Origin of the sequence: Sorangium sp. So ce394, from assembly GCF_051474665.1 — a bacterium.
GTDB lineage: Bacteria > Myxococcota_A > Polyangia > Polyangiales > Polyangiaceae > Sorangium > Sorangium cellulosum_D.
This window is the reverse complement of record NZ_CP150339.1, coordinates 1932064-1951864: the sequence shown is the minus strand read 5'-3', so window position 1 is coordinate 1951864 and position 19801 is coordinate 1932064. Positions and strand designations below refer to the sequence as shown.

Genomic DNA, 19801 nt, shown 5'->3' with positions numbered 1-19801 from the left:
CGCTTCCACCAACGTCATTCCTTCGCCCCGGCGCACGCCACGGTCGCGCGCTCGGGCACGGGCTAGAGCGCAGCGTCCCTCACTCCCAGTACAGCGTCGCCCGCCCGATCGCCGTGAACGGCCACCCCGGCGAGTAGTGGATCCCCGTGACCGCGGCCGGCTCGTACGGCAGCCTCGAGTCGCTCGCGAACTGCACCTCGCGCCACGTCGCGTCGAAGAGGTTCTGGATGTCCACGGCCGCCTCGACGTTCCTCCACCGGAGCCCCGCGTTCGCGTCGACCACCGTGAACCCCTCGGCGGTGAGCGACTCGTCCTCGGTCGCGGGCCGCGCGCCGATCGCCTTCACCCGGAGCGCCGCGAACGGCGTGAGCGCGCCGAACGCCCTGCGCACCCCGATGCCCGCGGTCAGCGTCCGCGTCGGCGCGAGCGCGACCGCGCTCCCGTTGCCGGCGTTCGCGCGGAAGCGCGCGCGGGTGAAGGTCGCGTCCACGTCGGCGAAGAGCCAGCTCCCGAGCCGGTAACGCGCGCCGACCTCGATCCCGTAGCGCCGCGTCTCCCCCGACGCCTCGGTCACGCCGGCGTCGCCGCTCCAGACCAGCTCGGAGTCGAGGTCGAGCAGGAACCCGGCCGCGCTCAGCGAGAGGCCGCGCACGGGCGCGACCCTCGCGCCGACCTCGTAGCCCTTCGCCGGGGTGATCAGCGTCGCCGCCCCCCGGCCCAGCACCGCGCCCCGCGCGTCGTTCGAGTGGAAGCCGCGCCCGTAGTGGGCGAAGAGATCGAGCCCGCCCACCGGCGAGACGACCGCCGAGAGCTTCGGGAGCAGCTGCATCTGCCCCCGCGCGCCGCTCGACTTGCTCCCCATCCCCTCCAGGTCCTCGCGCAGATCGTCCACGTTGACGTCGATCCACTGCCCGCGCACGCCGAGCACGAGGCGGAGCCAGCGCCGGAGCCGGGCGTCCTGCTCGACGTACACGCCGATCTGGCCCTCGTCGACGTGGGTCCGATCCCGCTCCTCGAGCCGCTCGCGCGCCTCGTCGTGGTGGAGCGACTTGTCGATCGCGTCCGCGCGGACCTGCGCGCCGAGCGAGGTCGTGAACCTCGCCCCGCGGTGCTCGATCTGCTTGCGGAACCGGAGGTCGGCGCCCAGCACGGTGCGGTCGTCGTTCTGCTCGATCGCATCGCCGTGCACCGGATCCTCGGCGAAGAACGTGAAGTTCGAGTACAGCGTGAAGCGATAGCGCAGGAAGTAAGCCATCGCGCTCAGGTCGGCGTCCCGCCACGCGGTCGAGGCGGAGACCGACGCCATGTGCCGCGCGGTCGCCCCGCCCTCGGTCGGATCGACCGCGCCGAAGTGGTCGATGCACGGCTGTCCGAAGGCGGAGGGCGGCGGGTTCAGGCCGCCCTGCTCCCCCTCCCCGCACACGGCGCGCGCCGGGATCTGGCCGGAGCCGTACCAGGTCGAGCCGTAGGACATCCACGTCGCCTGGACCTTGCCGGTGCTGCCGAGGTCGCGCGTCGCCCTCAGGTAGACGTTGAACCGCTTGAGCCGCTCCGGGCTCTGGAACGGCCCGTCGTTCCGGTAGACCTCCGCCGCGGCCACCGCGCGCCAGTCGTCGCCGAGCTCCGGCGAGGCGATCACGAGGCCGCGCAGGATGCCGTACTGCCCCACGCTGAGCTGCGCGGAGCTCTCGTCGAGCGTCTCGGCGAAGCGGAGGTTGACGGCACCCGCGGTGCCGAAATCGCCGATGCTCGCGTAGTAGGGCCCCTTGTAGCCGTCGAGCCCGATCACGAGCTCCGGGATCATGAAGTAGAGGTCGGTGAAGCCGTGCCCGTGGCCGTGGCTGACCAGGTTGACGGGCACCCCGTCGACGAAGAACGCGACGTCCGTCCCGTGGTCGGCGTCGAAGCCGCGCAGGAAGTACTGGTTCGCCTTGCCGCCGCCGGCGTGCTGCACGGCGAAGAGCCCGGGGACCGACTCGAGGAGGTCGCCCGGCCGGAGCCTCGGCCGGAGCTCGAGCTCGCGGTGCCCGACCGAGACGCGCGAGGCGGCCTCGCTCCCCGGCTTCTCCGCGTGCACCGTGACCTCGATGGGCTCTCCCTGGGCCCGCGCTGGCCGCGCGGCGGACAGCAGGATCGCCAGCGCGGCGATCCGAGGGAGTCGATGGCGGTGTCCGTGGCCCTTGGTGACGTTCTCGCGCAGCATTCATGTCCTCCTTCGCGCAATCGCGCGGAGCGGCGCCGGGCCGCTCGCATCGAGCTCCACGAGGAGGAAAAAGGCCGCCCACGGCGCGGTGCCCTGGACCGACCTCTCGCCCCCGCGGGCGACCGAAAGGCAACGCGGGGGCGGCTCGGGATCCGGGACGTGCGCAGGGCTGCACCGGCTCGGACCTCGCCGCCTCCCTCGAGGCTCCCAGGTCGAACCGGCGTCGGATGTGTCCCCGTCGCCGGGCGCGGGCAGGTCTTCGGGCTCGCGAGCGCTCCGGCCGGGCCGGCTTCCTACTGTCCACCGCTTCCCAGCCCTCATCGGGCCAGTGCATGGGGTGGAGGTCGTTCTCGCTTACCGCTGCGGGGCAGCCCCGGAATCTCACCGGGTTCCCTATTCAGCCTGAGCGAGCGCCCAGGCACCAGCGCGGCGCGCACCCTAGGAGGATGCGCCTCCGGCTGTCAATCGCTCCCGCTCACCTCGCCCGCTCCGCGCGCGTCCCTCGCCACGCGCCCGCCTCGCGCGGGCTCCTGTCCGCGCTCGCGCCCGCCTCGCGCGCGCGCCACCTGAACGCGAGCGCTCGCCGCGCGACGTCCACGCGCGGGCCGAACGTTCGGGCTCTGGCGAGGATGGGCTCGCTCCTCCGTGGGTCGCGTGCTACACGGCCGCCGCCGTATATGCCGCGTAACGACCTCCGCAACATCGCCATCGTCGCCCACGTCGACCACGGGAAGACGACCCTCGTCGATCACATGCTCCGCCAGTCGGGCGCCTTCCGAGAGAACGAGGTCGTGGCCGAGCGGGTCATGGACTCGAACGACCTCGAGCGGGAGCGCGGCATCACCATCCTCGCGAAGAACACCAGCATCCGGTACCGCGGGGTCAAGATCAACATCGTCGACACGCCCGGCCACTCCGACTTCGGCGGCGAGGTCGAGCGCACCCTGATGATGGCCGACGGGGCGCTGCTCCTCGTCGACGCCGCCGAGGGCCCGCTGCCGCAGACGCGGTTCGTGCTCTCGAAGTGCCTCCAGCGCGGCTTCCCGGTCATCGTGGTCATCAACAAGATCGACCGGAGCGACGCGCGCGCCCACGAGGTGCTCTCCGAGGTGTTCGACCTCTTCTGCGATCTCGAGGCGAGCGACGCGCAGATGGACTTCTCGACGCTCTACGCGATCGCGAAGTTCGGCCAGGCGAAGCGCGAGCTCGAGCACGAGGCCAAGGACCTGGAGCCGCTCTTCGAGACCATCCTCGAGCGGGTGCCCGGCCCCTCCGGCGACCCCGAAGGGCCGCTCCAGGTCATCGTCTGCAACACGACCCACGACGACTACGTGGGCCGGCTCGCGGTCGGCCGCGTGGTCCGGGGCACCGCCCGGTCCGGCGCCGACGTCGCGCTCCTCGGCGAGGGCGGCCAGTCGCGCGGCTACGTGAAGATGCTCTACGCCTACGAGGGGCTGAAGCGGGTCCCGGTCGAGAGCGCCGCCGCGGGCGAGGTGATCGCCATCGCGGGGCTCGAGTCGGTCACGATCGGCGACACGATCGCGGACCCTGCGACCCCCGAGGCGCTGCCGCGGATCGTGGTCGAGGAGCCGACGATCAAGATGAGGATCGGCGTCAACACGTCGACGTTCGCCGGCAAGAGCAAGCAGTCGAAGTACCTGACGAGCCGTCACCTGAAGGAGCGGCTCGAGCGCGAGGCGATGAAGAACCTCGCGATCCGGGTGGAGCCGACCGAGGTGCCCGACACGTTCGTGGTGCTCGGCCGCGGCGAGCTCCAGCTCGCGATCCTCGTGGAGACGATGCGGCGCGAGGGGTACGAGATGCAGCTCTCGAACCCCGAGGTCGTGACGCGCGAGATCAACGGCGAGGTGATGGAGCCGATCGAGCTCGTGGTCGTCGACGTGCCCGACACCTACGTCGGCGTGGTGACCGAGCGCCTCAGCACCCGGCGCGGCCGGATGGTGAAGATGACGAACCCCGGCTTCGGGCGCGCCCGCCTCGAGTTCCGGGTGCCGTCGCGCGGGCTCATCGGCTTCCGGGGCGAGTTCCTGACGGCGACGCGCGGGACGGGCCTGCTCAACACGATGTTCGACGGCTGGGCGCCCTGGGGGGGCCCGATGATGCGCCGCCCGACCGGCGCCATCGTCGCCGATCGCGCCGGCGTGGCGACCCCGTACGCGCTGCACCACCTCCAGCCGCGCGGCATGTTCTTCATCGTCCCCGGCGTCGAGGTCTACGAGGGGATGATCATCGGCGAGCACAACCGGCCGAACGACACCGACGTCAACGTGATCAAGGAGAAGAAGCTGTCGAACGTGCGCAACCACGGCAAGGACGAGAACGTCCTCCTGGCCAGCCCGCGGCTGCTCACGATCGAGACGGCGATGGAGTGGATCGACGGCGACGAGCTCGTCGAGGTCACGCCCGACGCGGTGCGCGTCCGCAAGAAGGTGCTCGCGTGCAACCGCCGGGAGCGCCGCGAGGACGCGATCGAGCAGGCGCAGGCCGTGGAGTGAGCGGCGAGCGCGCGCCACGCGAGCGCGCGCCCGGCGAGCGACCCCCGCCCCTGCCCGCGCCGGCGTGGACCGGTGTAGACTCCCGGGCATGAGAACGACGCTGCATTCGGCGCTCCTCGCCTCGCTCATCGCGCTCGCGGGGGCGAGCGCTTGCGGCGGGGCCGTCGTGGTCGACGGCGCCCCGGGGGGCGACGACGGCTCCGGGGGCGCCGGCGCGAGCGCGACGTCGAGCGGGCGCGCGAGCGTCGGCGCGGGCCCGCAGTCGTCGAGCTCCAGCGCGGCGGGCTCGGGCGGCGGAGCGCGGGCCTCGTGCGATTTCTTCTGCGCCCTCTTCGACGGCACCGCCTGCCCGGACCCCGGCTGTCGCGACGCCTGCGCCGAGCTGCTCTCGGTGCCGCGCCCTTGCAACGACCTGACCGCGCCGTTCTTCGACTGCATGGGCAGGATGGTCCAGATCCCGTCGGTCACGCGCTGCGAGCAGATCTCGGCGTGGCTCGATCCGCTGTTCGCGTGCATGCCCTCCAGCGACCCGGCGTGCGATCCCGACTTCATTTACGTGGACTGCGCGCCGTTTTACGAAGATCAGCGGGCCTGCCAGCTCAGCGAGGGCCGGTAGCGGCGTCGCGCGTCACCGGCCGGGGCGCGGCCGCGCGCCCGGCCGGAGGGCGCCTCGCAGCGGCCCGAGGGCGTCGGTGACGAACGCGACGAGCGCCTTCACGCGCGGCACCCCGCGCGTGTCGCGGTGCACCCCGAGCCAGAGCGCGCGCTCGGGCGGCGGCGACGGCGGCGAGAGCAGGCGCAGGCCCGCCGTCGCGTCGCCCAGGTAGCGCGGCAGGCAGACGAGCCCGACCCCGGCGGCCCCCATCGTCGCCTGGGCCTCGCGGCCGTTGGTGCGGGCGGCGACGCGGGCCTTCGCGGCGACGGCGCGCAGCCACGCGAGGTCGGCGACCGCCGGCGGATCGTCGCTCATCGTGACGAGGGCGTGGCCCTCGCACTGCCGGTCGAAGTCCGGCGGGCCGCGCTCGGCGAGGTAGGCCTCCGACGCGTAGAGGCCGAACCCGATGCGCGCGACCTCGCGCTGGAAGACCTCGCGGTGCTCGAACGCGGCGGGGCGGAAGGCGATGTCGGCCTCCCGCCGCGGGAGGCTCAGCCAGCGCGCATCCGCGACGAGCTCGACGGAGATGCCGGGGTGACGCGCGAGGAACGGGGCGAGCAGCGGCCCGAGGACACGGGCGGCGAGCCACTCGGACGCGGTGACGCGGAGGTGGCCTGCCAGGCCGGCGTCGCGTCCGGCGGCGGCGCGCTCGGCGGCGAGCGCGCTCGGCCCCGCCGGCCGTGACCGCCTCGTGCGCCGCGGAGCGCGGGCCCGCGCCGGGCCGGAAGATCAAGGCCATCGCCTTCGACGCCTCTCCGATCTTCGATCCGCGGCCGATCGCCGCGCTGGCGGAGGAGCTCTGTCCGGGCAAGGGCGCCTCGCTGAGCGACGCCTGGCGCACCCGTCAATTCGAGTACACGTGGCTCCGGGTCGCGGCCCGCGAGTACGCCGATTTCTGGCAGGTGACGGCGGACGCGCTGGCGTTCGCCGAGCGGGCGCTGCGGCTCGATCTCGGCGAGGAGAGGCGGGCGCGGCTCCTCGGGGCGTACCTCGAGCTCGAGGCGTGGCCCGACGCGCTCCCCGCCCTCGCGTCGCTGAGGCGCGCGGGCCTCCGGCTCTCGTTCCTGTCCAACTTCACGCCGAGGATGCTCGGCGCCGCGATCGAGCGCTCTGGCCTGGGAGGCCTGTTCGATCGCGTGCTCAGCACCGATCTGGCGAGGACCTACAAGCCGGATCCGCGCGCCTACCGGATGGCGCTCGACGCGCTCGACCTCGAGCGCGAGGAGATCCTGTTCGTCCCGTTCGCCGGCTGGGACGCCGCGGGCGCCCGCTGGTTCGGCTATCCCACGTTCTGGGTCAACCGCCTGGGCCTGCCGGCCGAGGAGCTGGGCGTGAGCGCCGACGCCGCGGGAGCGAGCCTGAACGATCTGGTCGAGTTCGTCGCGGCGGGGGCGTGACCGCCGCCGGGCGCGACGGCGGAGGGGCGCGACCCGGAGCGCCGCTCAGGCGATCTCCAGCCGCCGGGAGGCGCGGATGCCCACCTGGCGCATCTCCTCGATCAGCGGCGCCATCCTCTGGAGCGACCGCGCCGTCCGCTCCGGCCCGGCGAGCTCGGGGCTGCCCGTGCCGTAGGGCGGCTCCGGCGCATACTCCATCTCCAGCTCGCACTCCCTGGCGAGCTCGTCTCCGCACAGGCGCCCGATCAGGCGCAGCGCCAGATCGAACCCGCCGGACACCGGCCCTGAGGTGAGCCGATTCCGGTCTTCCACCACGTTCCCCTGGGTCGGGATGGCGCCGTAGTAGGGGAGCTGATCGTGCAGGTGAAAGTTCGTGGTGGCCCGGTACCCCTTGAGCAGGCCCGCGGCGCCCAGCATCAGGGCGCCCGCGCAGACGCCGGACAGCCACGCCGCGCGGCCGCCGTACTCTGCGAGGAACGCGAGCGACTCCTTGTCCTCCATGACGTGGGGCGGAATCGCCGGCACATGGAGGACGTCGAGCGCCTTCGGGCATTCGGCGAAGGTGGTGGTGGCCCGCGTCGTGAAGCGCGGGACGCCCGCGATCTCGTCCCTGTTCTTCCAGACGAGGTGGAGGTCCACGTTGGGCAGGACCCCGAACACCGTCTGCAGGCCGATGTTGTCGGGCAAGAAGAAGCCGGGGCAGACGAAGAGCGCCACCTGGAGCTTGCGCTCGACGGGGAGGCTCAGGGGCAAGGTGAACGAGGCATCGTCGTGAACGCTCATCGAGGAATCCTTTCTGGCTCCGCGCGAGGACGCGAAGGAGGCGCGCGTGAGCATGCGCCCCGCGCGGGGAGCCGAAGGGACAGAGCACCTGCGTTTCCTGCCACGCGTCGGGTCCGCGGCGCGGCGGCGCCCTCGGCGCCGACCTCGGGAGACCTGGCAGGAAATGCGGGTGCTTTGTCGTTGCGGTCAGGTGCGCGGCGGGTACCGTCGTCGCGTGAGTCGGCCCCGTCCCTCGAAGCGCGCTCCGCGAAGCTCGCCGAGCGCGAGCCCTCACGCGCCGACGCGCAGGATCGTGGTCGTGGCGTACGACGGCGCGGGCGCCATCGACGTGATGGGGCCCGTCGATGTCTTCGCCTTGGCATCGGAGTGCGCCGTCCCGAGGTGCCCTGGGGCTCCCCCGGCGTACGCCGTCGAGATCGCCTCGGTGTCGGGCGGCGTGATCCGGACGCTCTCCGGGGCGCAGATCGTCGCCCACAAGGCGCTCGAGGGCGTGGCCCCCGGCGCCGATACGGTGCTCGTCGCGGGCGGCGATCCTCGCGAGGCGATGCGAGACGCCCGGCTGCTCGGCTGGCTGCGCGCGGCGACGCCCGAGGTGCGGCGCATGGGCGCCGTCTGCACGGGCACCTTCATCCTCGCCGCCGCGGGGCTGCTCGCGGGGCACCGCGCCGCCACGCACTGGCGCGAGGCGGCCGCGCTCGCGCGCCAGTTTCCCGCCATCGAGGTCGATCCCGACGCGATCTTCGTGCGGTCCGGGAAGATCTACACATCCGCGGGCACGACCGCGAGCATCGATCTCGCGCTCTCGCTGGTGGAGGAGGATCTCGGCTACGACGTGGCGCTCGAGGTAGCGCGCGGCATGGTGGTGTTCCTCAAGCGCCCTGGCGGACAGTCGCAGTTCAGCCGCCCGCTCCGCGCGCAGGAGGCCGCCGCGGGGCCGCTCGGGCGCGTGATCGCGTGGGCCCTGCGGCACCTCGACGCCGACCTGCGCGTCGAGGTGCTGGCCGAGAGAGCCGGGATGAGCCCCCGCAATTTCGCGCGGACCTTCGCGAGGGCGCTGCAGACGACGCCCGCGAAGTTCGTCGAGGCGGCGCGGCTGGAGCAGGCGCGCTCGTGTCTGGAGGGGGGGCGCGCGTCGATCAAGCAGCTCGCGCGCGACTGCGGCTTCGGCACGGACGAGCGGATGCGGCGCGCATTCCAGCGCACGCTCCAGGTCACGCCCGAGGAGTACCGGCGGCGCTTCGGGCGCTCGTGAGCCGGCGCCGCGGGGAGCGGCGGACTCGAGGGCAAGAGGCGTGGCCGGGCGCGATTTGCGCGCAGCGGCCTCGGCTGAGCCTGCATGCATTCATGTGGAGGTACGCCGGCGGCGGCGACGACGTGAAAAATCGATTTCTTCGACATCGATGGATCAACATAGTTCTTAACAATTCATTGAACGATACGGGTGGCCGGGGGACGGCGGATCGATAAGCTGCCCGGAGCGCCTCCTCGTTCTGGGCCTTGCCCGGCGAGGCGCGAGCGAAAGGAGCTCACGATGATGAGGATCGTTCGACGGGCTTTGGCCTCCGTGATTTTGCTTTCCGGCGTGGGCCTCTGGGTGTGCGCCGCCGGCGCTCCTGCGGCGGCGGCCACGGAGGCCCCCGCGGCGGAAGAGGCGCAGCCCGCGGCATGTTGGGAGTGCGTCAAGGACAGCGATTGCGACGCCAGATGCGACGGCCCGGGCACCGGTGTCTGCCGGTGGTCCGGCTGCACGCGCTGCCTCTGTACCCAGTAGCCGATCCCCGCGTCTGGCTGTCCGTGGGTCAGACGCCTGGCCGTCCGCCGCTTCGTTTGCCCCGGACGGCCCCTTTCGGCATCCCTCGAGATCCTCATCAATCCCCAGGACGGCCGACGCCCGGAGGATCCGAGGGACACCTTGCCTCGCCCGCCGGAAAGCCTACGCTGCCTCGCGGGGGGCTCCGACGACATGCAGTCGACGTCGCGCAGGGGTGCGGGCCAGCGCCATGTGGTCGTGATCGGCGGCGGGCTCGCGGGGACCGCGGCCGCCGTGCTCCTCGCCGAGCGGGGCGTCGCGGTGACGCTCGTCGAGCGCGAGGCGTACCTCGGGGGCCGCGCCGGGGCGTGGACCGAGCGCCTGCGGGACGGGACGACCTTCGAGATGGAACGAGGCTTTCACGCCTTCTTCCGGCACTACGCCAACGTGCGGGCGCTGCTCGGGCGCATCGATCCCGACCTCTCGCTCCTCACGCCGCTCTCCGACTATCCGCTGCTCGGCCCCGGCGGCGCGGTCGAGTCGTTCTCCGGCCTCCCCACGCGCACGCCGCTCAACGTCGCGGCGCTGCTCCTCCGCTCTCCCAGCGTGCGCCTCTCGGACCTCCTCCGGATCGACGTGCGCGGCGCGCTCACGATGTTCACCTTCGATCCGGAGCAAACGTACCTCGATCTCGACGCGACGACCGCGAAGGAATACCTCGACGGGCTGCGCCTCGCCCCGGGGGCGCGGCAGATGCTGTTCGATGTGTTCGCGCATTCGTTCTTCAATCCAGACAGCGACTATTCGGCGGCCGAGCTCCTCGCGATGTTCCATTTCTACTTCCTGGGCAACCGGGAGGGGCTCGTGTTCGACGTCGTGAAGGAGCCCTTCAGCACCGCGGTGTGGCGGCCGATGGAGCGTTATCTCCGCGCCCGGGGCGTCGCGATCGCCTCCAGGCGGGAGGCCAGGGCCGTCGAGCGGGAGGAGGGGCGCTTCGCGGTGCGGCTCGACGCCGGCGAGCGGATCGCGTGTGATGCGGTCGTCCTCGCGGTCACCGTCCCGGCCGTGCGGCAGCTCGTCGCCGCCTCGCCCGCCCTCGCCGCGCTGGAGGGCGGCGTGGGCAGCCTGGAGGTCGCCCCGCCGTTCGCCGTGTGGCGGCTCTTCCTCGATCGCCCGTGCGCGCCCGAGCGGGCGCCGTTCGCGGGCACGACGGGGCTCGGCCTGCTCGACAACATCTCGCTCTATGAGCGCTTCGAGGGGGAGAGCCGGCGCATCGCCGGGGCCACGGGCGGGTCCGTGGTCGAGCTCCACGGCTACGCGCTGCCCGAGGCCATGGATGAGGGCGAGATCCGCGCCGACCTGCTGTCGAGCCTCCACCGCGCGTACCCCGAGACGGCCGCGGCGCGCGTCCTCGACGAGCGCTTCCTCCTCCGGCGCGACTGCCCGGCCTTTCGCCCCGGCTCCCACGCGCGCCGCCCCGGCGTCCGCACGCCCCTGCCCGCCGTCGTCCTCGCCGGCGATTACGTGAAGCTCCCTTTCCCGAGCGGCTTGATGGAGCGCGCGACGGCGAGCGGCTTCCTCGCCGCGAACGCCCTGCTCGAGCGCTTCGGGCTGCCGGTCGGCGAGGTCGCCCACGGGCCGATTCGCGGCCTCCTGACCGCGCGGCTCGCGCGGCTGCTGCGCCCCTCGCGGACGGCGCCCGCGCGGCCTGTCCCTTCCGCGGCGTGAGCCCCCTCCCTCGCGCTCCGGCGGCCATCCGGCCCGCGGCCGGCGTCGGCCCCGGACGCCGCCGCCGCGCCGGCCCTACCGGGCGCGCTCGTGCTCGAGCGCGAGCGCCCGGAAGCCCTCGTCCACGAGCTCGAGGAGATCCTCCGTCGCGCCGCGCGCGAGCCACGCGTCGATCGCGCACCCCATGATGGCGACCGCGCAGCTCGCCAGCACCCGCGGCGCGAGGTCGCGCCGCGGATCCAGGCCCATGCGCGCGGCCAGCGGCTCGCTGATGGCCTCCGCGCAATGGCCGAGCCGCTCGCTCTGCCTCGCGCGGATCGCCGGCGTCTTCGCGACGAACTGCTGCACCGCGACGAAGCGCGGCAGGTTCCCCTCGTAGAGCCGGCCAAGGGTATCCCGGACCGCGTTGCGGGTCGCGACGAGCGGCGGCTCGCTCCGAGGGCGCGCGCGGAGCGACGCGCACGCCACCTCGATGAGCTGGTCCATCCAGGCGATGAGCAGGTCTTCCTTCGACTCGAAGTAGCGGAAGAACGTCCTCCGCGAGATCTCGACCGCTCCGAGCACCTCGTCGAGCGTCGTCTGCTCGTAGCCATGTTTCAGGAAGAGGTCGATCGCGGTCTCGATGATCTGCGCGCGCGTCCGCTCCTTCTTGCGCTCTCGGAGCCCCGGGGCCTGGCCCTCCGCCATGGCGCCAGCCTACCACACGCAGGATCCGGGTGCCTCTCCTTGACAAATGCTACTCAGTCGCACATTCTTTCCCCTGTCGCGGCGCCCCGCCGACTTCGAGCGATCTCGGGCGGTTTCGGGCGAGGGTGCGCGCGTCCACGGGTCCACGGGTACGGAGTCCATCCATCGCCGCCGCCCTGAGCGGCGCCGAGGCCTCGGCGCGATCGCCGCGCGCCTGGGTCCTCGCGCGCGGGCGCACCGCCGGACGCCGCTTTGCTGCGGACACCGACATTTCTGTTGTACGCGCGCTGGTCGGCTCGGGCGACCGGCGCGCCCACGGCCGTCGTCCGCCGGAGGACGCGCGGAGAGGCGGCCCTCACAGGAGCCACGATGATCACCAAGGGACACGACAAGGTCGCGCTCATCACGGGCGCAAACCACGGTATCGGACTCGAGCTCACGCGCCGCCTGCTGTCGGAGGGCTTTCAGGTCATCGCGCTGAACCGCTCGGGGTTCCCCGAGGACGATCCCCTGATCCGGGAGAGCATCGAGCGCCGCAGGCTCCGTGTCCACCGGGCGGATCTGTCCGATTTCGAGAGCCTCAGACGCGCGCTCGGCGCGATCAGGGCGAGCGAAGAGAGGATCGATGTGCTGTTCAACAACGCCGGCGGCAGCGTCCCTGAGCTGACCTTCTCCAGGCAAGGCCGCGAGCTGCACTTCGAGCTCCAGACGGTGGCGCCGTACGTCATCGCGATGGAGCTCAGGGAGCTGCTGCGGAGGGGGTCCTTGAAGACGGTCGTGAACACCTCCTCGAACGCGTTCGACATGACGAGGCGCTTCGACCCCGACGCCCTGGAGCGCCCGGCGTCGTTCAAGCAGCTCTTCGGCCCGTACGCGACGTCCAAGCTCGCGCTCTCCCTCTGGACGCGTGAGGTGGCGCCGCTGCTCGAGAAGGACGGGATCAAGATCCGGAGCGTGGATCCAGGGGGCAACAACACGCTGAGGGAGGGGAAGCGGTCGGGGCTGCCGTTCTTCGTGAAGACGCTGATGAGGCTCTTCTTCCCGCCCCCGACCCAGGGCGCCTCGCGGCTGTACGAGGGGGCGTTCGGCGCGCACCGGGAGCTCTCGGGCGTCTACTTGAGGAAGGATCGCGCGATGGACCTCCCGTTCCGGGAGCATGGTCCGAGGGTGCTGGAGAAGGTGCGCTCCATCCACGAGCGGGAGTTCGCCGCCAGCTGATCGCCCGCTTCCTCGGGGCGGCGGCGCCCTGGCAGCGGCCTCGCTCCCCGGCGGGCTCGGAGCTCCTACTTGGACGGGTCGGCCACGCGGCCCACGAAGAGGATCGTGCGGGCGTCGTTGTCCCGGATGAAGAAGACGAACGGCCGATCGAAGCGGATGGTCGCGGCCGGGGACGCGCGCTCGTCGATCGCCACCGCCGTCGCCGCCGCGGCCTCGGTGCCGGCCTCGTTCACGTCGACGAACGCCTTGTGGACCACGGCGCTGATGGCCAGGTTTCGCGACCCGTCGATGCCCGAGAAATCCGCGTTGGAGAACGGGGCGGTCATCCCCAGCTCCTTGAGGGGCGGGATGAGATCGAACCGCGACTCCACCCTGAACTTCGGCAACGTGATGGTGACGTCCCGCGTCTCCTGGAAGACGAGGAGGGTGCTGAGCGCCGAGAAATCGAGGCCCGCCTCGAACTCGCCGAGGTCCGATGGCAGCACGAGCACCATCGACAGGCGGTCTTCCTGGTACGGCACCTCGACCGCCTGGTACCCGTCGTCCTCGTGATACCGCATGGGCGCCTTGTTGGTCATCATCGGCACGGACGCCTTGGACCCGTCCGCCAGCGTGAAGTCGCCGGGGGCCGTCGCGTCCTCGTCGAAGGGGAACTTCCAGGCCGCGTTGAAATAGATCGCGTTCGTCAACACGAGCCGCGTGGTGCTCTGGATATCGTTCTGCTGGAGGAGATCCTTGATCCGGTCCTCGGTGCGCTCGGCCACCCAGTCATTGATGACCTTCCGCGACGCCTCGGCCGCCCCGGCGAAATCGAGGAGGGTCATCCCCGCCCCGTAATGCTCCGCGAGCACGTCGAGGAACGAAGGTAGGAACGGATGGCCGTTCTGGCCCCAGAGCGCATTGGCGATGTTGAGCTGGAACTTGCCGCCGCCCGCCCCGCTCGCCCCCTCGCCGCGGCTCTCGAGCACACGATTGAGGACGTTGAACGTCGGGTGCAGCCGCTCCTGGGACAGCGTCGTGAAGTGCAGCGTGCTCGCCATCTGCTCTTCCGTCTCCGTGCGCGCCCCTGCGTACGTCATCGCCAGCGCGCTCGAGATGCTGTAGGGCGAGTAGAAGAGGTTGCCCGGCTCGGCGCCGAGCTCGTGGTAGAGGTCGAGCGCGAACCTCGTGTTCCCGTCGGCGAGGTCGTCGCGCTCGACGTCCGACACCTGAGGGTCGAGGATCCGCTCTTTGTCGGAGGCGACGACGCACGGCGGCGCGCCTCCGTCGCTGCACGCTGACTGTGGATTCGGTTCGGTTGTGTCGGAGACGCAGCCGGCGAAGATCAGGGATAGTGGGAGGAGGGCTGAAAGGACCTGGAGCTTGCGCATGCGCCCCGGCAGAGCAGGTGTCGTGCCAGGGCGGCGCGAGGAGCGTCGCGGCCCGTGGCGCCCCGCTCTCCGCCGACCCAGGGCGCCTGCCGATAATGACGCTCCGCTGGCCAGCAGCGCGGCGGCGGCCGCGATCGATGAGGCAGAGTTGGCCCACTGTGGCGCAGCTCCCGCGGTGCTCCTTGCGGGACGCCGGGCGACGTGATCCCCTCGGCGCGCCGCCCCGCCAGCGCGGCCGTGGAGGCGCGCATCGTGCTCCCGGCGGCCGCGGGAGAGGACGCGGAGCTCGCTCGGGCGGGGCGATGTGCTGGCGGGGCCGTCGGTCTTCCCGCCTCCCCGCCTTCATGTTCCAATCGGGCCACCACCCGAACGAGGAGGTCAGATGTCACCGCCGATTTCCATGGGCTCCGACGGTTATTATCACCCTTCGACCGAGGCCGAGCTCGCCGCGCTCGTGAGATGGGCGCACGACACGAACCGCCAGGTGCGCGTCCGCGGCTCGACCCATACCTTCCCCCATCGCGCCATTTTCACCGATCGAGATCCAGGCAAGGTCAGGCTCGAGATCAACATCATGCTCGACCGATACCGCGCCGTTCGCTGGGTCGATGAGGTCCAGGGTATCGTCGAGGTCGAGGCGGGGTGCAACCTGTCGATCAACCCGTACGATCCGACGGGCACGTCCACCGTCAAGAACGGCCTCCTTTATCAGCTGCAGCAGAAGGGGTGGGCGCTCTCGGACCTCGGTGGCATCTCCCATCAGACGGTCTCCGGGTTTCTCGCCACGGGATCCTCGGGCGGGTCGCTCAAGTTCGGGATCGACGAGAACATCCTGAAGCTCCGCTTGATCGACGGCACGGGTCAGATCCATGAGGTCTCGCGCGACCAGGACCCTGACCTCTTTCACGCGGCCGGCGTCTCGATGGGCCTCCTCGGGGTCATCTCATCGGTCACCTTCCAGTGCGTTCCCACGTACAACATCAAAGGATCCGAGTCGACCACCACGACCCACGACTGCGAGATCGATCTCTTCGGCCCCGGCACGGACGACAAGCCGAGCTTCGAGCAATTCCTCCGCGAGACCGACTATAGCCGCCTGATGTGGTGGCCTCAGCGAGGGTTGGACCGCATGGTGGTCTGGAAGGCGCGCCGGATCCCGGCATCACCCGGCTTCGTCCCGAAGCCCTACGAGGAGATGGGGCGTTACCCGGAGGGGTCCGAGGTGCTGGCGGGGTTGCTCCTGAGCATCCTCGGCAACCTCGACGATCTGCGCCTCCTGCCGCAGAAGGTCGAGCCGATCTTCAGCCAGCTCGACGCCACGCTGCTGGAGGACATCGAAAAGATGGGTTTCGAGCCGAGGGTGGCGGAAGCGCTCTCCACGGTCGTCGCGGCTCTCCTGGAGGCCGGGGTGGACGGCCTGCTCGAGTTCCCGGGCATCGAGCTCGCGGGGCGCCTCTTGAAGGAGGCCCTGCCGTCCATCGTGCCGGTGATCTACAAGGAGTTCGTCCCCCTCGACGGCGAGAAGCAGCCCCCGGGGCCGCAGGAGTTCTGTGACTACTGGTGGACCGGCCTGCCGATGGACAACGGGATGGATGACATCCTGATGCCCACGTGGTTCACGGAGATATGGATCCCCGTATCGAAGACGCAGGCCGTCATGACCACGCTGCGCGATTTCTTCGCGGCCGGCGGTCTGAAGGCGACCGGGACCTACTCCTTCGAGCTGTACGGCACGAAAGCGAGCCCGTTCTGGATGAGCGCGTCGTCGGACGGCGAGCCGGTGGTGCGCGTGGACGTGTTCTGGTTCGGCTACAACGCGGGGGACCCCGCGATCGATTTTTATCCGCAGTTCTGGGAGCTGCTCAAGCCGTTCGGGTTCAAGCTGCACTGGGGCAAGTTCCTGCCGAACGACCCGCCTCCGGCGAAGGTGTGGTCGAAGTACCTGGCGAAGCAGTTCAAGCGCTGGAACGACTTCATGGCCTTGCGGGCGCGGCTCGACCCGAAGAACATCTTCCTCACGGCCTACTGGCGGGAGCACCTCGGGCTGGAGGACGCGATGCCGAAGCGGCCTATCCCCGCGCCGCTCCCCAAGCCTGACCCGTTCGCGACCGAGGCCTGGGCCTCGGCGGAGCGCGCGGTCACGCTGTACTCGTGGCTCATCCTGGTGGCCGTGGTTTACGGGCTCCTCGCCGCGCATATCCCGTTCTTGATCGGACATCCGTGGACGACCTGCAAGCCGTACGCGGATCCGCTCGGGTGCGTGATCACGTTCCATTTCTGGGAGGTGCCGATCGTGCTCTACCAGATCGCGTTCGCCGTTTATGGCCTGCGCGGGCTCAAGGCGCACGCGGCCCGATACGCCTCGCTCGTCGCGTTCACGGCGGCGCTGCTCGCGATCTTCGCGCTGTTCGAGGTGCTGCTCATCCTGGACAGCTTCCAGCGAGGCGCGCCGGCGTGGGAGATCGCGGCGCTCTTCTCGGTCGCGACGATGCTGATGGCGGGCGTCGCGCTCGGGCTCTACACCCGCCTGAAGCTCGCCAGCGCGCTCTCGCCCAAGCGCTGACCCGCGGGCCGGGCGGTCGGACCTCTGCGCTCGCTCAGCCGGCGCGAAGGATCCGGAGGCGACCGGGTTCCGCCGGATCTCGATCGACGACTTGGACCGGCGGCCAAGCCCATTGCCAGACGTTGACGCCCGGCGTGCGGGAGAACCGGATCTGCCCGCGGGTGCCTTCGACGGCGACGCGCGCCCAGGATCCGGCGACGCGCGCCCGGTCCGCGCCGTGAGAACGCAGCACATCGGCGAGGACCGCGACCGTGTCGTAGCCCTCGAAGGCGACGAAGGAGGGCGCTTCGGCCAGCCGCTCGCGCAGGGCCGTCTCGACTCGAGCGCCGAGTGGGCTGAGGCGCTCGGGCAGGTAGCGCAAGAACGGGATCGCGGCGCCGTCGCCGCCCAGCAACGTCGCCCATTCGGCGAACTCCGGTTGCCCGGCCGGAGCACCCATCATGATCCCGGCGAGGCGCCGGTCGCGGCGGACGGACTTGACGATCGACACCGCCGGCTCCGGGTAGCCGACGAGAAGAAGGAGGGCTGTCGCGCGATGGTCGACGAGCGCGTCGCACACGGCCGCGGGGGCGCGCGCGCGCATGTCGAGCTCGATGACGCTGCCGCCGCGTGGAGCGAGGTAGTCCCGCAGGACGCGGGCCCCAGACGCCCAGTAGACGCTCGGATCGGCGGCTACGGCGATGCGCCTGTGGCCCGCGTCGAGGAGGAAGCTCGCGTAGATCCGCCAGCCGTGGGACTGCGCCGGGGCGAGGCGCGCGACCCATTCCGTCGGCTGCTCGGTGAGCGCGTCGAGGACCGCTGACGAGCAGAGGAACGGCAGGCCGAGGGCGTCGGCCCTGGCGGCAGCCGCGCGAGCGACGACGCTGTGATACTCCCCCGCCAGGGCAGCGACGCCCAGGCGAGCCAGCTCATCGACCGCCGCCGCGGCCCTCTCTGGATCGGCCGCGGTGTCTCGGACCACCAGCTCGAGCGGCCTTCCGGCGATCCCGCCGGCGTCATTGACCTCGCGGGCGGCCAGCTCGAGCCCAGCGAGCAAGTGCCGACCTGCCTCGACCCAGCCGGGCCGAGTCAGCGGAACGAGAGCGCCGATCTGGATGGATGAGCCGTCATCCCGCTCCTCTCCAGGCAGCGACAGCGGCGTATCCATGCGTCGGCGTCTCCCCTGCGACGATTTCTTGTCGCCGCGTGCGCGGTTTTCTGTCCCTCGCGGCCAGCCGTCAGATCACGCCGAGCGCGATCATGGCGCGTGCGACCCGCAGGAACCCCGCGACGTTCGCGCCAACCACATAGTTGCCCGACACGCCGAGCTCCTCTGCCGTGTCGTAGCACGTGCGATGAATGTTCGTCATGATCTCGGCGAGCCGCTTCTCGGTGTGCTCGAACGACCACGAGTCGCGGCTCGCGTTCTGCTGCATCTCGAGCGCCGAGGTCGCCACGCCGCCGGCGTTCGCCGCCTTGCCGGGGCCGAACGCGACCCCCGACTCGAGGAAGACGCGCACGCCCTCGGGCGTGGTGGGCATGTTCGCGCCCTCGGCGACGGCGCGACAGCCGTTCTTCACCAGCGTCGCCGCGTCGCGCGCGGTCAGCTCGTTCTGCGTCGCGCAGGGGAGGGCGATCTGGCACGGCACCTCCCAGACGTTGCCGCCCGGCGCGAAGCGCGAGCGCCGGCCGCGCCGCGTCGCGTACTCGCTGATGCGAGCGCGTTCGACCTCCTTCACCTGCTTGAGCAGCGCGAGATCGATGCCGTCGGGGTCGTGCACGTAACCGCTCGAGTCCGAGCACGCGATGACGCGGGCCCCGAGCTGCTCCAGCTTCTGGATGGCGTAGATCGCGACGTTGCCCGAGCCCGACACCACGCACGTCTTGTCCGCGAGCTTCTCGCCGCGCGCCCGCAGCATGTCGGCGACGAAGTAGACGGCGCCGTAGCCGGTCGCCTCCTTGCGCACCAGCGAGCCGCCCCACGCGAGGCCCTTGCCGGTGAGCACGCCCGACTCGTAGCGGTTCGTCAGGCGCTTGTACTGCCCGAACATGTACCCGAGCTCGCGCTCGCCCACGCCGATGTCGCCCGCCGGCACGTCGGTGTACTCGCCGAGGTGGCGGTGGAGCTCGGTCATGAAGCTCTGGCAGAAGCGCATGATCTCGCCTTCGGACTTCCCCTTCGGGTCGAAGTCCGCGCCGCCCTTGGCGCCGCCGATCGGCATCCCGGTGAGCGCGTTCTTGAAGACCTGCTCGAACCCGAGGAACTTGATGGTCCCGAGGTAGACCGTCGGGTGGAAGCGGATGCCGCCCTTGTAAGGACCGAGCGCGCTGTTCACCTGCACACGGAAGCCGCGGTTCAGCTGCACCTCGCCGCGGTCGTCGACCCACGGCACGCGGAAGATCACCTGGCGCTCGGGCTCACAGATGCGCTCGATGATCTTCTGCCGCGTCAGCTCGGGGTGCTTCGAGAGCACCGGGCCGAGGGACTCCAGGACCTCACGGACCGCCTGGTGGAACTCCGATTCGCCGGGGTTGCGGCGAACGATTTGCGCGAAAAGGGGCTCAACTTTCTCGTCCAAATGCACCATGTCGCGGGTGGTATACACCGGCTCAGCGCGCGGTGCAGTCGTCGTCGCCATCGCACCTGTTGATTCGGAATATGCAGCCCGCCCAGAGGGGTAGTATCGGCGCCAAATTGTTGATACGGTGTAACTTCCAGGAGGAAGGCGGCAGACTGCGCGACGCGTTGAATGGATTCTTAGGACAGTAGTGATCTAGATCACTAATTGGATCCTCGTTCGGCGCCGCTCCGGGGCCGGGCCATCGAGGCTGCGCGCCTCGCCGGCAGGCAGCGCCTGCTGGCCGGTGTGGCCGTGGGCCTGAACGACAGCGAGCGCCGACCCCGGAGAAAACCGCTTGACCCTCTCGCAGCCATCGCACGACTCGACGCCA

General features: G+C 71.1%; 14 protein-coding genes and 1 riboswitch. Of the genes, 7 read left to right on the top strand and 7 right to left on the bottom strand.

Going from position 1 to position 19801, the window contains the following annotated elements; genetic code table 11:
* Window positions 1–79: 79 nt before the first annotated feature.
* A complete protein-coding gene (locus WMF33_RS07140) occupies window positions 80–2203 on the bottom strand; it encodes a TonB-dependent receptor (protein ID WP_437336423.1) in 2124 nt (707 codons plus the stop codon).
* Between the two features lie 233 nt (window positions 2204–2436).
* Window positions 2437–2644, bottom strand: a riboswitch (cobalamin riboswitch).
* A 188-nt stretch (window positions 2645–2832) separates the two neighbouring features.
* Here WMF33_RS07140 and typA point away from each other — a divergent pair.
* Both typA and WMF33_RS07130 read left to right on the top strand, forming a co-directional pair.
* Window positions 2833–4719, top strand: coding sequence for a translational GTPase TypA (typA, locus tag WMF33_RS07135; protein WP_437336422.1), 1887 nt, complete (start codon window positions 2833–2835; stop codon window positions 4717–4719).
* Between the two features lie 88 nt (window positions 4720–4807).
* A complete protein-coding gene (locus WMF33_RS07130) occupies window positions 4808–5335 on the top strand; it encodes a hypothetical protein (protein ID WP_061626770.1) in 528 nt (175 codons plus the stop codon).
* A 12-nt stretch (window positions 5336–5347) separates the two neighbouring features.
* Here WMF33_RS07130 and WMF33_RS07125 read toward each other — a convergent pair whose 3' ends face one another.
* Window positions 5348–5995: a substrate-binding domain-containing protein gene (locus tag WMF33_RS07125; RefSeq protein ID WP_437339453.1), complete on the bottom strand. Its 648-nt coding sequence runs from the start codon at window positions 5993–5995 to the stop codon at window positions 5348–5350.
* Window positions 5996–6054: 59 nt separating this feature from the next.
* Between WMF33_RS07125 and WMF33_RS07120 the strand changes: the two genes are divergently transcribed.
* A complete protein-coding gene (locus WMF33_RS07120) occupies window positions 6055–6771 on the top strand; it encodes a haloacid dehalogenase type II (RefSeq protein ID WP_437336421.1) in 717 nt (238 codons plus the stop codon).
* A 45-nt stretch (window positions 6772–6816) separates the two neighbouring features.
* Here WMF33_RS07120 and WMF33_RS07115 read toward each other — a convergent pair whose 3' ends face one another.
* Entirely contained in the window at window positions 6817–7554 is a 738-nt protein-coding gene (locus WMF33_RS07115) for a DJ-1/PfpI family protein (protein WP_437336420.1), read from the bottom strand.
* Window positions 7555–7846: 292 nt separating this feature from the next.
* On the opposite strand from WMF33_RS07115, the gene WMF33_RS07110 reads away from it, so the two are divergent.
* Entirely contained in the window at window positions 7847–8806 is a 960-nt protein-coding gene (locus WMF33_RS07110; RefSeq protein WP_437336419.1) for a GlxA family transcriptional regulator, read from the top strand.
* Between the two features lie 711 nt (window positions 8807–9517).
* Window positions 9518–11032 (top strand): FAD-dependent oxidoreductase, encoded by a 1515-nt coding sequence (locus WMF33_RS07105; RefSeq protein ID WP_437336418.1) that lies wholly within the window; start codon window positions 9518–9520, stop codon window positions 11030–11032.
* A 75-nt stretch (window positions 11033–11107) separates the two neighbouring features.
* Here the strand turns inward: WMF33_RS07105 and WMF33_RS07100 are convergent, their stop codons facing one another.
* On the bottom strand, window positions 11108–11719 hold the full coding sequence (locus WMF33_RS07100) for an acyl-CoA-like ligand-binding transcription factor (protein WP_437336417.1): 612 nt from the start codon (window positions 11717–11719) through the stop codon (window positions 11108–11110).
* Between the two features lie 369 nt (window positions 11720–12088).
* Here WMF33_RS07100 and WMF33_RS07095 point away from each other — a divergent pair, with 369 nt between their 5' ends.
* Entirely contained in the window at window positions 12089–12937 is an 849-nt protein-coding gene (locus tag WMF33_RS07095) for an SDR family NAD(P)-dependent oxidoreductase (RefSeq protein WP_437336416.1), read from the top strand.
* A 65-nt stretch (window positions 12938–13002) separates the two neighbouring features.
* On the opposite strand, the gene WMF33_RS07090 is transcribed toward WMF33_RS07095, so the two are convergent.
* Entirely contained in the window at window positions 13003–14145 is a 1143-nt protein-coding gene (locus WMF33_RS07090; protein WP_437336415.1) for a serpin family protein, read from the bottom strand.
* Between the two features lie 544 nt (window positions 14146–14689).
* On the opposite strand from WMF33_RS07090, the gene WMF33_RS07085 reads away from it, so the two are divergent.
* Window positions 14690–16870, top strand: a complete 2181-nt coding sequence (locus WMF33_RS07085; RefSeq protein WP_437336414.1) for an FAD-binding protein — start codon at window positions 14690–14692, stop codon at window positions 16868–16870.
* A gap of 34 nt (window positions 16871–16904) precedes the next feature.
* Here WMF33_RS07085 and WMF33_RS07080 read toward each other — a convergent pair whose 3' ends face one another.
* A complete protein-coding gene (locus tag WMF33_RS07080) occupies window positions 16905–18017 on the bottom strand; it encodes an ABC transporter substrate-binding protein (RefSeq protein ID WP_437336413.1) in 1113 nt (370 codons plus the stop codon).
* A 70-nt stretch (window positions 18018–18087) separates the two neighbouring features.
* A complete protein-coding gene (gene gdhA / locus WMF33_RS07075; protein WP_437336412.1) occupies window positions 18088–19437 on the bottom strand; it encodes an NADP-specific glutamate dehydrogenase in 1350 nt (449 codons plus the stop codon).
* Window positions 19438–19801: the final 364 nt, after the last annotated feature.

Excerpts from the sequence above, each read along its gene's own strand:
- WMF33_RS07140 (WP_437336423.1), bottom strand. The coding sequence starts at position 2,203 with ATGCTGCGCGAGAACGTCACCAAGGGCCACGGACACCGCCATCGACTC.
- typA (WP_437336422.1), top strand. The coding sequence starts at position 2,833 with ATGGGCTCGCTCCTCCGTGGGTCGCGTGCTACACGGCCGCCGCCGTAT.
- WMF33_RS07130 (WP_061626770.1), top strand. The coding sequence starts at position 4,808 with ATGAGAACGACGCTGCATTCGGCGCTCCTCGCCTCGCTCATCGCGCTC.
- WMF33_RS07115 (WP_437336420.1), bottom strand. The coding sequence starts at position 7,554 with ATGAGCGTTCACGACGATGCCTCGTTCACCTTGCCCCTGAGCCTCCCC.
- WMF33_RS07105 (WP_437336418.1), top strand. The coding sequence starts at position 9,518 with ATGCAGTCGACGTCGCGCAGGGGTGCGGGCCAGCGCCATGTGGTCGTG.
- WMF33_RS07100 (WP_437336417.1), bottom strand. The coding sequence starts at position 11,719 with ATGGCGGAGGGCCAGGCCCCGGGGCTCCGAGAGCGCAAGAAGGAGCGG.
- WMF33_RS07095 (WP_437336416.1), top strand. The coding sequence starts at position 12,089 with ATGATCACCAAGGGACACGACAAGGTCGCGCTCATCACGGGCGCAAAC.
- WMF33_RS07085 (WP_437336414.1), top strand. The coding sequence starts at position 14,690 with ATGTCACCGCCGATTTCCATGGGCTCCGACGGTTATTATCACCCTTCG.
- WMF33_RS07080 (WP_437336413.1), bottom strand. The coding sequence starts at position 18,017 with ATGGATACGCCGCTGTCGCTGCCTGGAGAGGAGCGGGATGACGGCTCA.
- gdhA (WP_437336412.1), bottom strand. The coding sequence starts at position 19,437 with ATGGTGCATTTGGACGAGAAAGTTGAGCCCCTTTTCGCGCAAATCGTT.